The sequence below is a fragment of the Citreicella sp. C3M06 genome, from assembly GCF_018860705.1.
GTDB lineage: Bacteria > Pseudomonadota > Alphaproteobacteria > Rhodobacterales > Rhodobacteraceae > Salipiger.
The window spans coordinates 109,131-120,949 of record NZ_JAHKQA010000105.1 but is presented as its reverse complement, the minus strand read 5'-3'; the positions used below and the strand labels follow the sequence as shown (position 1 = coordinate 120,949).

The following is an 11,819-nucleotide window of genomic DNA, read 5'->3' as shown; positions in this document are numbered from 1 at the left end:
CTCTCTGGCCCGTGTCGGTCTCTTCCTGCTGAACCCAACGCCGTAACGTGTCACGGCCACAGCCGATTTTCGGTGCAATCGCCTTGATCGCCGCCGACGGGCTCTCGTAGCGGCCTTGATTGTCGAGCACCATCCGCACGGCCCTCGCGCGTGTCTCAGGTGAGTAGCGGTTCGCTCTGTTGTCCTTTTCCATGGCTCCAATCCTTTCTCAACTTGCAGCCTCCGGAAAACCCGGAGCGGTTCATTGTCCCATAATGCTTCCTTCCAGGCCTGAGAAAGGATCACACCATCAAACCGCGGGATCAAACACCTAGGTCTTGTCGCGGAGACGAGCCTCTCCGGCACACGGGTTGCCCGGGAGCTCTGCGCCTTGATCCGGGTCTACGGCAAGCCCGGCTGCATTGTCAGCGATAACGGGAGCGAGTTCACCAGTCGTGCCATCCTGAAATGGGCCGACGAGAACGAGGTGCCGTGGCACTACATTGATCCGGGTAAGCCGCAGCAAAACGCTTTCATCGAAAGCTTCAACGGCAGCCTGCGGGACGAGTTGCTGAACGAGGAGATATTCGACAGCCTGGCCCCCATCTCGCGCCAATCGGGCCAATGGCGCTACGACTACAATACGGTCAGGCCGCACTCGTCACTGGCCAACCAGACGCCGCAGCAAGCGCGCCGAGCGCTTGAGAAATTTGAGAGCTCCGCGCCCGGCGCGCTTGCGCCAGACAGGGAACCAGAATACCCAAACCCAACCTCCAGACTCTCATTATGAACAAGGGACCAGCAGGGGGCAGGTCATGCCCTTTGCGCCCGCCAGATCGCCCGCGCGAAACGCGCGGAGTTGTTCGCGCACTAGGCCGGGAATGGCGCTGCGGTCCTGCGCCGCCAATGGAACGGCCGCCCCGGCCAATGCCAGCGCGGCCTGTGTCGCGTAGATCAGATGTTTTATGCGGGTTCCCCTCCTGCAAGAGCAAGATGGCCCGCCACGTGGCAACGGCTAGAGCGTGCCGTTGATGCCGTTTTCGATCAGCGTCACCGTTTCGTCGACCCCGTAGAGCGCGATGAACCCGCCGAACCGCGGCCCCTGGCTTTGCCCGAGCAACACCTCGTAGAGCGCCTTGAACCACTCACGCAGGTTCTCGAACCCATGGTCCTTGCCGACGGCAAAGACGATGGTCTGCAACGCATCGTCATCCGCCGCGCCGTCATGGGCGCGCAGACGCGTCGCCAGATCCTGCATCGCCACCTTTTCCTGTTCGGTGGGGGCGCGGAACTTCTTGGTCGGCTTCACGAAATCATTGTAGTAGCGCACCGCGTAGCCGGCGGCGGCATCCATGTCGGGGTTGTCCTTGGGCGATGCATCGGGGGCGTAGCGCTTGATGAAGCCCCACATCGCGTCCTTGTCTTCGGCCCCGGCGGCCGAGGCGAGGTTGAGCAACATGGAAAACGGCACCAGCATTTTCGATTCCGGCACATTGCCGCCGTGGATGTGCCAGACCGGGTTGTTCAGCTTCTGCTCGGGCGTCTGGTCGGGATAGGCGCGCAGTTGCTGGTGGTATTCGTCCACCGCCTTGGGGATCACATCCCACCACAGCCGCTTGGCGGTCTTGGGCTTCTGATACATGAAATACGACAGCGATTCCGACGCGGCATAGGTCAGCCATTCGTCGATCGACAGGCCGTTGCCCTTGGATTTGCTGATCTTCTGGCCGGAGTCATCAAGGAACAGCTCATAGGTGAAATGCTCGGGCGCGCGCACGCCAAGGGCCCGGCAGATGCCGTCATAGATCGGCGTGTTGGTGCTGTGGTCCTTGCCGTACATCTCGAAATCGACGCCAAGCGCAGCCCAGCGGGCGCCGAAATCGGGCTTCCACTGCAGCTTGACCTTGCCGCCCGTAACCGGGAGCGTGTATTCTACGCCGTCGTCGTCATCGAATGTGATGGTGCCGTTGGCGGCATCAACATGCTTGATCGGAACATACAGCACCCGGCCGGTTTCCGGGTGGATCGGCAGAAAGATCGAATAAGTCGCCGCCCGCTCGTCGCGCAGCGATTTGAGCATGATCGCCATCAGCTCATCGTATTTCTCCGCGCAGCGCAGCAGGATTTCGTCGAACTGGCCCGAGGCGTAGAATTCGCTCGCCGAGTAGAAATCGTACTGAAACCCGAAGGTGTCCAGGAACCGGCGCAGCATCGCGTTGTTATGATGACCGAAGCTTTCATATTGCTCGAACGGGTCGGGCACCACGGTCAGCGGGCGTTGCAGGTTGGCCTGCAAGAGCGCTTGGTTCGGCACGTTTTCCGGCACTTTGCGCATGCCGTCCATGTCATCGGAAAAGCAGATCAGCCGGGTCGGAATGTCGGAAATCAGCTCGAAAGCACGGCGGATCATCGTGGTGCGCGCCACCTCGCCAAAGGTGCCGATATGCGGCAGGCCAGACGGCCCGTAGCCGGTTTCGAACAGCACATATCCCTTTTCGGGCGGCTTTTTCTCGTAGCGTTTCAGGATGCGGCGGGCCTCTTCAAAGGGCCAGGCCTTCGAACTCATGGCGGCATCGCGCAGATCGGGCATCCGAAACTCTCCATTCACGTGGGTCAAGACAAGGCGTGCCTCCGCGCAGTGCGAGGGCACAAAGCCGCGTCCTATTGCAGACGCGAGGTCGGGTCAATAAATTGCCTGATGACACAGCAGCAAGAAAGCGCAGATATGCAGGACGCCGTCACCCATCCGTTGACTCCGCAAGATTGTCTGGTGGCGTTGATGATCGCCATTTCGGCATCGGATCAGAACGTGCGCACCGCCGAACTGGTCAAGATCGAGACCTCGGTCAACATGCTGCCGATCTTTGCCGATTACGACACCGACCGCATTCGCGCGATGACCGATCTGGTGTTTTCGCTGTTCGAGCAAGAGGAAGGGCTGGACGCGCTGTTTGGCCTGATCCGCGACAACCTGCCCGAGCGGCTGTTTGAAACCGCCTATGCGCTGGCCTGCGACGTGGCCGCCGCCGATGGCGCGCTGGGAGACGAGGAACTGCGCCTGCTCGAGGAAATTCGCTACGAGCTGGACATTGATCGCCTGCACGCCGCCGCCATTGAGCGCGGCGCGCGGGCACGCCATCTGCCGGCCTAAGAATGCCGGTCGGGGGTTATGCCTCGGCCAGCACCGCCCAGCGTTCGATCAGCGCCTGCTGAAGCATCTTGGCGCGGGTGTTCCATGCCTTGCCACCTTCGGGGCGCTCGCGCTGCGCCTTGCTCAGCTTGGCGCGGCGGTCGAGATCGCCGCTGAAGAAGGCAAACACCAGCTCTTCTCCGCCGTCCAGATCGACGTAGCCGGCAAGGCCGCTGACAAAGTTCAGCGTCCCGGTCTTGGCGTGAACCGCTTGCGATGCATCCTTGAAGACCTTGCTTGTGCTGTCGCGCAGCGGGACCGGCTTCAGCAGCGCCTTCAGTCCGACCTGCTGGCGCAGCAGCAGTTTCGCCATGTCTTGCGAGGTGATGCGGCTGTCTTCGCCAAGGCCGGAATGATCCACCAGCGCCACCTGCTCGAGGCCAAATTCGCTGCGGGCCCAAGCGCTCATTTCCGCGGCCGAATGGCGCATCGATTGCGCCTCGCCCAGCCTGGCACGGGTGGCGGCAAGGCCGACCATCTCGGCGGTCAGGTTGGTCGACCATTTCAGCATGTCGCGAAGCACATCCGCCAGCGGCGCGCTTTGCTTGCGCGCCAGCAGCGTGCCCGGCGGGCAGGTCGCGACCATTTCGGGGGCGGGCACGCTGACGCCCTTGCCGCCGGCCAGCACCTGAAAGACCTCGCCGGCATAGCGGTCGGGCTTGCGCACCGGCAGCCAGCGCGCGCCGCTGTTCCCCAGCGCGCCGCGCGCCACCGTCCATTCGTCGCGGGCGCCGCCGTCATGATAGGTATAGAGCGGCACGTCGCGGGTGATCACGCCCATGCTTGCCATCCGAACCGCCGGGCGCAGCGTCGGCGAGGGCGCATCCATGCTGACTTGATAGCCGTTGCCGCCCTTGTGCCATTCGAAATGCACGCGGTTGTAATTCAGCGCAAGACCCGACACCGCGGGGCTGTAGCCGACATGTTCGGGCTGGCCGGGATCAATGGTCGGGGTGTAGGGCAGCGTGCCACCGCAGACGAGGAAGCGCCCCTCGACCCGCGCAACGCCCGCGGCCTTGAGTATCAGCACAAGCTCGGCCATGCCGTCGGTGTCCAGCGTCGGATCGCCGCCGCCCAGCAGGATCAGATCGCCCTTGAGCACGCCTTCGACCACGTCGCCGGTGGCGAGCAGGTCGGTGTTGAAGCGGTGGTCCGGCCCCAGCGTCGCCAAGGCGTAGGACGCGGTGATCGCCTTCGCCACGCTGGCGGGGGGCAGGCCAAGCGTGGCGGCGTGGCTGTCGATCACCGTGCCGGTGGCGGCGTCGAGCACAGTGAAACCGACAGCGCCGCTCAGCTTTGCCGCCGCGATCAGCTCTTCGGCGCTGGCGATGCTGCGCAAGCGCAGATCTTCGCCCCGTGCGACGGGCCGCAGCGATGCGGTTGGCGCCCCGGCCAGCGCGGGCGTTGCGGCGCCGAGGCCAGAGGCGCCAAGCGCGGCAAGGAAATGGCGGCGTGAAAGCTGATGCGTCATGATGTCGATCTAGCAAAGCGCCGCGCTCGCGGGCAAGCGTCAGGCCAATGCATCGGGATCACTTTCACCGTTATCTGCGCGGCCCCGGCGCAGTTCGGTCGAGCTGAGATCGATCATCGGCACATCGACAAAGCACCACGCGGGCGCGCGATGCATCGCAAGCAGCGGGGCAGAACGAGCGGGCAGGCGGGCCGAGCCATAGACCGTCGCCGCGACAGAGCCACGCCCGGCAAGGCGGCTGCCGGGCCGCGCCAGCACCCCGACCGGTGTGCTGTCCATGATGCCGCGCCAGTCTTCCCAGCGGTGAAACTGCGCCAGATTGTCGGCCCCCATCAGCCAGACGAAATGCGCCCGGCGATAGGCCTTTTGCAGCGCCCGCAGGGTGCTTGCGGTATAGCGCGTGCCCGCGATCGCCTCGAAATCGCTGACGATGACCTTGGGGTGCTGCATGATCGCCCGCGATGCCGCCAGCCGCTGTGCCAGCGGCGCCGGCCCATGCGGCTTGAGCGGGTTGCCCGGGCTGACCAGCCACAACACGCGATCGAGCCGGAAACGGCGCAGCGCCTCCAGCGTGATGTGGACATGACCGGCGTGCGGCGGATCGAACGATCCACCGAACACTCCGACTTTCTGTCCGGGCGCGAGCGCGAAGCCGGTTTCGTAAGCGTCCCAGGTCATCTTGACTCGTGTCGTGACAGGATCGGATGAACAGACACTGGATCGCGGGTCAACTTCAACATGAAATGAGCGGGTTCCCCGGCTGGCGTGGCAAGAGGGCACCGCATCGCGTGGCCAAACACCTGCGGAGAGGGTCATTCTGCACCCCGGCATGGGCGCCATCCGGCGCGCCGTCGCCGTTTCCGGTGCGGATGAGCCTCAAAACTCTGAAATTCGCTTGTGAGACACGCATAAACTGCCCGCGCCGGGCCTTTGCATCCGTGCGCAGCGGTGCGATACAGGCCGCAACCAGTCACCGGAGGACCGCATGGCCAGCTATCAGTACGTCTACCACATGGATGGAGTGTCCAAAACCTATCCCGGCGGCAAGAAGTGCTTTGAAAACATCAAGCTCAGCTTCCTGCCCGGAGTCAAGATCGGGGTTGTCGGCGTCAACGGCTCGGGCAAGTCGACGCTGATGCGAATCATGGCGGGCACCGACAAGGATTTCAGCGGCGAAGCCTGGGCGGCCGAGGGCGCCAAGGTTGGCTATCTGCCGCAGGAGCCGCATCTTGAGCCCGAGCTCAACGTCCGTCAGAACGTCATGCTGGGCGTTGCCGCCAAGCAGGCCAAGCTCGACAAGTACAACGAGCTGGCGATGAACTACAGCGAAGAGACCGCCGACGAGATGGCGGCGCTGCAGGATCAGATCGACGCCGAGAACCTGTGGGAGCTCGACAACCAGATCGACATCGCGATGGAGGCCCTGCGCTGCCCGGCGGACGATGCCGATGTGACCACCCTGTCGGGCGGTGAACGCCGCCGCGTTGCGCTGTGCAAGCTGCTGCTCGAAGCGCCCGATATGCTGCTGCTCGACGAACCGACCAACCACCTTGACGCTGAAACCATCGCCTGGCTTCAGAATCACCTTGTCGAATACAAGGGCACGATCCTGATCGTCACCCACGACCGCTACTTCCTTGATGCGATCACCGGCTGGATTCTGGAACTCGACCGTGGTCGGGGCATCCCCTACGAGGGCAACTATTCCAGCTGGGTCGAACAGAAAGCCAAGCGCCTGCTGCAGGAAGCGCGCGAGGACAAGGCCAAGCAAAAGACGCTGGAACGCGAACTGGAATGGATGCGGCAGGGCGCCAAGGCGCGTCAGGCCAAATCCAAGGCGCGGATCCAGTCCTATGAAAAGCTGGCCGATCAATCGGTGCGCGAACGCGTCGGCAAGGCGCAGATCGTCATTCCGAATGGCGAGCGGCTTGGCTCCAAGGTGCTCGAGCTCGAGAACGTCCGCAAGGCGATGGGCGACAAGCTGCTGATCGAGAACCTGTCCTTCAGCCTGCCGCCCGGCGGCATCGTTGGTGTGATCGGCCCGAACGGTGCCGGTAAATCGACGCTGTTCAAGATGATCACCGGCCATGAACAGCCCGACGAGGGCACGATCGAGGTCGGCAACACCGTGCAGCTGAGCTATGTCGACCAGTCGCGCGACGATCTGGAACCGGACGCCAACGTCTGGGAAGCGATTTCCGGCGGCGCCGAAGTGATCAAGCTCGGCGATGCCGAGATCAACAGCCGCGCCTATTGCGGTGCCTTCAACTTCAAGGGCACCGACCAGCAGAAAAAGGTCGGCCTGCTTTCGGGCGGTGAGCGTAACCGGGTCCATATGGCGCGGCTGCTCAAGGAAGGCGGCAACGTGTTGCTGCTCGACGAACCGACCAACGACCTTGACGTGGAAACCCTGCGGGCGCTCGAAGACGCGCTGGTCGATTTCGCCGGCTGCGCCGTGGTGATCTCGCACGACCGTTTCTTCCTTGACCGGATCTGCACGCATATCCTTGCCTTCGAAGGCGATGCGCATGTGGAGTGGTTCGAGGGCAACTTCGAGGATTACGAGGAAGACAAGAAGCGTCGCCTCGGCCCCGATGCGGTTGAGCCCAAGCGGGTCAAGTTCAAGAAGTTCACCCGCTGAGCTGGTGCTGACAAGGCGGTCTGCGCCGCTTGTCCGAAGCTACGAACAAAGGAAGCCCCGACCAACGGTCGGGGCTTTTGTCATATCAGGGCGCTTGGGCGGTGCTCAGAAGGCCTTGCGCAGCGACCGCGCGACCTTCGAGAGAAGCTGTCCCTCCATGCTCCGGCCACGCTTGACCTTGCTGGTGCGGATCGGGCGGTTGCGGACCGGGCTGCCGTTAGGGCCGGTGTGGCTGGCTTGGGTCTTGCTGCGGGCGTAGGCCGACAGGGCCTGTTTCGCGATACGTTTGATCGACATCGTGTCCTCCTGTGCCATCAGTGATCTGGTGCAGTAAGAACCGCCGGGACGTACAGGATGTTCCACGTGGAGCAGGCGCGCCCCCAACATGCGCAACAGTCCGCCCAGAAACGCGATGCCGTCATTGCGCGCCCAGCCTTGCCGCGATGCGCTCTGCCAATTGGCGGGCGACGTCGCTCTTGCCCATGCGCGGCCAAGTTTCGGCCCCGCTGTCCGAGATCAGCACGATGGCGTTTTCGGGTCCGCCCATGATGCCGGTCGCCGGGCTGACATCATTGGCGACGATCCAGTCACAGCCCTTGCGCAGCCGCTTGTCGGTGGCATGGGCCACCACGTCATCGGTCTCGGCGGCAAAGCCGACCACCAGTTCTGGGCGGCCCTCGGGCAGGTTCGACACTTCGGCAAGGATGTCGGGGTTTTCGGTAAAGCAAAGCGTTGGCATCTGCCCGGCGATCTTCTTGATCTTGGACCCGCCCGCATTCTCGACCCGCCAATCCGCCACGGCGGCGGCAAAGACCCCGGCATCGACCGGCAGCGCCCCCATCACGGCGGCGCGCATCTCTATGGCGCTTTGCACCTCGATCACCTCGACGCCGCTGGGCCGGGCGACCTCGGCGGGGCCGGTGATAAACACCACCTCGGCGCCCAGATCGCGCAGCGCCGCGGCAATCGCCGTGCCCTGCGCACCAGACGAGCGGTTGGCGATATAGCGCACCGGGTCGATCGGCTCATGCGTCGGGCCGGATGTCACCAGCACGCGCCGCCCTTTCAGCGGGCCATCGGAAAGTGCTGTTTCGAGCGCCGCAAGGATCTGCGGCACCTCGACCAGCCGCCCCGGCCCGTATTCGCCGCAGGCCATATCGCCCGAGTCCGGCCCCAGAACCGTGACGCCATCGCCGCGCAGGGTCGCAAGATTGCGCTGGGTGGCGGGGTGGTCCCACATCCGCACATTCATCGCGGGCACGACCATCACCGGCGTATCGGTCGCCAGAAGCAGGGTCGAGGCAAGGTCTCCGGCCAGCCCCTGCGCCATCTTCGCCATGAGATCCGCCGTTGCCGGGCAGACCAGCACAAGATCCGCCACGCGGGACAGCTGGATATGGCCCATCTCGGCCTCGGAGGTCAGGTCGAACAGCTCGCGGTGCACCGCCTCGCCCGCCAGCGCGCTGACCGACATCGGCGTGACGAATTGCGACGCCGCCGCCGTCATCACCGGCGTCACCGCCGCGCCGCGCTCGCGCAGGCGACGGATCAGCTCAAGCGTCTTGTAGGCCGCGATGCCGCCGCCGATGATCAGAAGGATCCGTTTTCCGCCCAGCATCACGTTCTCCCATTGGTTGCCCAAGGGGTACGCGCCGCTGCGGGAAAACTCAATCGGCTGCTGCGGCGGGGGCAGGGGGCTCGGGGGCGACAAAATCCGCGCAGGGGTCTTTGCGCGCCACGCTAGGGCTGTCTTCGAGCAGATCGAAGGTGCCATCGGGGGCGGCGCCGTCCTCACCCTGTCCCAGCGCGGCGACCTTGACCTCGGGCGCGGCCATGCGCGCCAGCATCGGTGCGCCCCAATCGGTGCGGGCGTGGCCATTGCCGGTGATGACCACCACCGGGCCACCGTGAATCGCATAAGCCTCAAGCGCGGTTTCCGCCAGCCGCGCATCGCGCAGGCGCTGGATATCCACCATCATCGGCAGCAGCTCCGGCGGCAGGCTGTTGCAATGCGCCGCCATCTGCAAGTCTTCGCGCATGGCCTGCATCTGCGGCGGCAGATCCTCGTCAAGACCGTAGAAGCCGGCGGAGGGGCCGAAAACGCCTGCCAGAGGCGCGTCACGTGCCTCGCGCGCCTCGTCCCGTGGCAGCGCCGCGCCATAGATCGCCGCCTCTGGGGCGGCCTCGAAGATCGGGTAGTACATCGCGAAATCCGGCCAGCCGCTGGCTTCCCAGCCCAACAGCGCCTCGAGCCGCGCCTGATCCGTGCGATCCTCGGCGCGGACCTGCGTCGCCTGCTCGCGGCTCAGCATCTCGAAGACCAGCGCCGTTGGATCAAGCTCGGCCACCAGCGCGGCTTGCCGGGCGTGGTGGCCGGGATTGTCATGTGCTTCGCCAAGGAACACCACCTCGGCAGCATAGAGATCGCCATCATCCGCAAACGCGGTAGAAGCGGCAAGGCCCGCGCAGAGGGTCAGAAGGATACGCATCATGCGAGGAAGTGTTGCACCTCACGGCTCTGCGCTTCAAGCGACTTGCGCATCTTGCCAAAGGCCGCGGCCTCAAGCTGGCGCACCCGCTCTTTCGACAGCCCAAGTTCCTGCCCGAGGCTTTCCAGCGTCCGGCTTTCGTCGCGCAGCTTGCGCTCTCGCACGATAAAGCGCTCGCGTTCGTTCAGCGAGGACATCGCCACGACCAGCCATTCGCGCAGCTGGGCGTTGTCGAGATCGAATTCGACCTGCTCCGAGCCTTGCTCGCCATCGTCTTCCAACGTGTCGATCCATTCGCGCCCGTCCTCGTCGCTGGACTGGGTGGCGTTGAGCGAGAAATCAGAGCCGGAAAGCCGCCCGTCCATCATTTCGACATCATGCAGCGGCACGCCGATTTCCGTTGCGATGGCGGCGTGCAGCATGTGGCGCTCCAGTGTGCGACCTTCGGCCTGCGCTTCGCGCTCCAGACGCGCCTGCACCCGGCGCATGTTGAAGAACAGCGACTTTTGCGACGAGGTCGAGCCGGTGCGCACCATCGACCAGTTGCGCATCACGTAATCCTGAATGCTCGCCTTGATCCACCACACCGCATAGGTCGAAAAGCGGACGCCGCGATCAGGGTCGAACTTGTCGGCGGCCTTCATCAGGCCAAGACCGGCTTCCTGAATGAGATCGCCCATCGGAGCGCCGTAGCGCTTGAACTTTGAAGCCATTGAAATAGCTAGACGCATATAGGCAGTTATCAGCCGGTGCAGGGCGGCCTCGTCGCGCTGGTCGCGCCAGGCATAGGCAAGTTTCAGCTCGGTTTCGGCGTCAAGAAGCTCGGCTTTCATGGCGCGTCGCGACAATGTCTGATCGTTGAAGGTCACAGGTGTCATGCGCATATCCCCCGTCGGATGCCGGACGGGGTTTGCCCGTCTCGCGTGCGTGGTTGTACGACCATGAACGCACCAAACCTGCGACAAGTTTCGCCCCGGCGCTAAATTTTTTCCGCGTTTGCGGAAAATCGCGGGGACGGGGGCGGCGCCCGGCGTGATTTTGCCGGCTGATCCATCAGCATCCGTGATCCATGGCGGCACGGAAATGCGCTTTGTCAGGGTCCTGCGATGTGTCAGCAATCATAAGGTAAATCGCCTTGCGGAGTTGTCCATGCCCGATCGCCTGTTTCTCGGAGACTACACCTATTCCAGCTGGTCCATGCGCGGCTGGCTGCTGATGGAGCGCTTCGATCTGCCGTTTGTCATCACCCGCATCAGCTTTGACGATGGCGCGGTGGCAGAGCAGTTGCCGCAGATCGCGCCGGGCCGCACCGTACCCTGCCTGCAAACCGAAGATGGGGCGGTGATCTGGGACAGCCTTGCCATCGCCGAAGAACTGGCGACGCGGCACCCTTTGGCGGGCCATTGGCCATCGGATCCCGCTGCAAGGGCCATGGCGCGCTCGATCTGCGCCGAGATGCATGCAAGCTTTGGCGCCTTGCGGGCGGAATGCCCGATGAACCTTCAGGCGGCCTATCGCGATGTTCGCCCTTCCGAGGCGGTGCTGGCTGATGTTGCGCGGATTGAAACCCTGTGGGGGTTGGCGCGCAAGCGTCATGGTGGCGACGGCCCTTGGCTGTTTGGCAGATACGGCGCTGTCGATGCGTTCTACGCCCCCGTCGCCGCGCGCATCGCGGGCCATGGGCTGCCCGTGGGCGACACCGCCCGCGCCTATGTCGCCGCCCATCTTGCGGACCCGGCGTTTCGGCGATGGCGGGCAATGGGCATCGCGCGCGGCGAGCATCTGGCGCGCTATGAACGGCCATGGGCCAAAGGTGTCTGGCGCGGCCCGGCCCCGCTGCCGGCGCGCGCCATCGAAACCGGCACTTCGGAAAACGACCTTTGCCCCTATTCGGGCGCGCCGGTCACGCATCTGCTTGAAACCGGGGGCCGGGTCTTTGGCTTCTGCAATGCCTTCTGCCGGGACAAGACCGTCGCGGACCCGGCAGCCTGGCCTGCCTTTGCCGCGCTGCTCTGACGCGACACCTTGTTTCCGCATTAACTTTTTATG

The 11,819-nt window shown here is 64.2% G+C and carries 11 protein-coding genes and 1 pseudogene; 4 read left to right on the top strand and 8 right to left on the bottom strand.

The features are described 5' to 3' along the window. A partial coding sequence (locus KO516_RS23980) for a transposase (protein WP_216002723.1) occupies positions 1-193 on the bottom strand: 193 nt, incomplete at its 3' end. A gap of 117 nt (positions 194-310) precedes the next feature. Here KO516_RS23980 and KO516_RS23975 point away from each other — a divergent pair. Further along, positions 311-769 (top strand): annotated as a pseudogene (locus tag KO516_RS23975) (integrase core domain-containing protein); the annotation flags it as partial. Between the two features lie 225 nt (positions 770-994). Here the strand turns inward: KO516_RS23975 and KO516_RS23970 are convergent. Next, positions 995-2,569 (bottom strand): lysine--tRNA ligase, encoded by a 1,575-nt coding sequence (locus KO516_RS23970; RefSeq protein ID WP_216006310.1) that lies wholly within the window; start codon positions 2,567-2,569, stop codon positions 995-997. A 135-nt stretch (positions 2,570-2,704) separates the two neighbouring features. On the opposite strand from KO516_RS23970, the gene KO516_RS23965 reads away from it, so the two are divergent. Then, on the top strand, positions 2,705-3,130 hold the full coding sequence (locus KO516_RS23965) for a tellurite resistance TerB family protein (RefSeq protein ID WP_216006315.1): 426 nt from the start codon (positions 2,705-2,707) through the stop codon (positions 3,128-3,130). Positions 3,131-3,146: 16 nt separating this feature from the next. Here KO516_RS23965 and dacB read toward each other — a convergent pair whose 3' ends face one another. Both dacB and KO516_RS23955 read right to left on the bottom strand, forming a co-directional pair. Continuing rightward, positions 3,147-4,640 (bottom strand): D-alanyl-D-alanine carboxypeptidase/D-alanyl-D-alanine-endopeptidase, encoded by a 1,494-nt coding sequence (gene dacB, locus KO516_RS23960; protein ID WP_216006309.1) that lies wholly within the window; start codon positions 4,638-4,640, stop codon positions 3,147-3,149. A gap of 39 nt (positions 4,641-4,679) precedes the next feature. Further along, on the bottom strand, positions 4,680-5,318 hold the full coding sequence (locus KO516_RS23955) for a nicotinate-nucleotide adenylyltransferase (protein WP_216006308.1): 639 nt from the start codon (positions 5,316-5,318) through the stop codon (positions 4,680-4,682). Positions 5,319-5,625: 307 nt separating this feature from the next. Between KO516_RS23955 and ettA the strand changes: the two genes are divergently transcribed. Then, positions 5,626-7,281 (top strand): energy-dependent translational throttle protein EttA, encoded by a 1,656-nt coding sequence (gene ettA, locus KO516_RS23950; protein ID WP_216006307.1) that lies wholly within the window; start codon positions 5,626-5,628, stop codon positions 7,279-7,281. Positions 7,282-7,386: 105 nt separating this feature from the next. On the opposite strand, the gene KO516_RS23945 is transcribed toward ettA, so the two are convergent. The 4 genes from KO516_RS23945 to KO516_RS23930 all read right to left on the bottom strand — a co-directional run bounded on the left by KO516_RS23945 (position 7,387) and on the right by KO516_RS23930 (position 10,648). Next, positions 7,387-7,578, bottom strand: coding sequence for a hypothetical protein (locus tag KO516_RS23945; RefSeq protein WP_216006306.1), 192 nt, complete (start codon positions 7,576-7,578; stop codon positions 7,387-7,389). Positions 7,579-7,699: 121 nt separating this feature from the next. Further along, positions 7,700-8,899: a bifunctional phosphopantothenoylcysteine decarboxylase/phosphopantothenate--cysteine ligase CoaBC gene (gene coaBC / locus KO516_RS23940; protein ID WP_216006305.1), complete on the bottom strand. Its 1,200-nt coding sequence runs from the start codon at positions 8,897-8,899 to the stop codon at positions 7,700-7,702. Between the two features lie 49 nt (positions 8,900-8,948). Then, positions 8,949-9,773: a ChaN family lipoprotein gene (locus KO516_RS23935; protein ID WP_216006304.1), complete on the bottom strand. Its 825-nt coding sequence runs from the start codon at positions 9,771-9,773 to the stop codon at positions 8,949-8,951. Further along, positions 9,770-10,648: an RNA polymerase factor sigma-32 gene (locus KO516_RS23930; protein WP_216006303.1), complete on the bottom strand. Its 879-nt coding sequence runs from the start codon at positions 10,646-10,648 to the stop codon at positions 9,770-9,772. Before KO516_RS23930 ends, KO516_RS23935 begins: the two co-directional genes overlap by 4 nt. 271 nt (positions 10,649-10,919) lie before the next feature. On the opposite strand from KO516_RS23930, the gene KO516_RS23925 reads away from it, so the two are divergent. After that, a complete protein-coding gene (locus KO516_RS23925) occupies positions 10,920-11,786 on the top strand; it encodes a glutathione S-transferase (RefSeq protein ID WP_216006302.1) in 867 nt (288 codons plus the stop codon). Positions 11,787-11,819 lie beyond the last annotated feature (33 nt).

What these genes read in the sequence shown, in the direction of transcription:
- coaBC (WP_216006305.1), bottom strand. Translation starts at nt 8,899, where the DNA reads ATGCTGGGCGGAAAACGGATCCTTCTGATCATCGGCGGCGGCATCGCG.
- KO516_RS23970 (WP_216006310.1), bottom strand. Translation starts at nt 2,569, where the DNA reads ATGCCCGATCTGCGCGATGCCGCCATGAGTTCGAAGGCCTGGCCCTTT.
- KO516_RS23930 (WP_216006303.1), bottom strand. Translation starts at nt 10,648, where the DNA reads ATGACACCTGTGACCTTCAACGATCAGACATTGTCGCGACGCGCCATG.
- KO516_RS23945 (WP_216006306.1), bottom strand. Translation starts at nt 7,578, where the DNA reads ATGTCGATCAAACGTATCGCGAAACAGGCCCTGTCGGCCTACGCCCGC.
- dacB (WP_216006309.1), bottom strand. Translation starts at nt 4,640, where the DNA reads ATGACGCATCAGCTTTCACGCCGCCATTTCCTTGCCGCGCTTGGCGCC.
- KO516_RS23925 (WP_216006302.1), top strand. Translation starts at nt 10,920, where the DNA reads ATGCCCGATCGCCTGTTTCTCGGAGACTACACCTATTCCAGCTGGTCC.
- KO516_RS23935 (WP_216006304.1), bottom strand. Translation starts at nt 9,773, where the DNA reads ATGATGCGTATCCTTCTGACCCTCTGCGCGGGCCTTGCCGCTTCTACC.
- KO516_RS23955 (WP_216006308.1), bottom strand. Translation starts at nt 5,318, where the DNA reads ATGACCTGGGACGCTTACGAAACCGGCTTCGCGCTCGCGCCCGGACAG.
- KO516_RS23965 (WP_216006315.1), top strand. Translation starts at nt 2,705, where the DNA reads ATGCAGGACGCCGTCACCCATCCGTTGACTCCGCAAGATTGTCTGGTG.
- ettA (WP_216006307.1), top strand. Translation starts at nt 5,626, where the DNA reads ATGGCCAGCTATCAGTACGTCTACCACATGGATGGAGTGTCCAAAACC.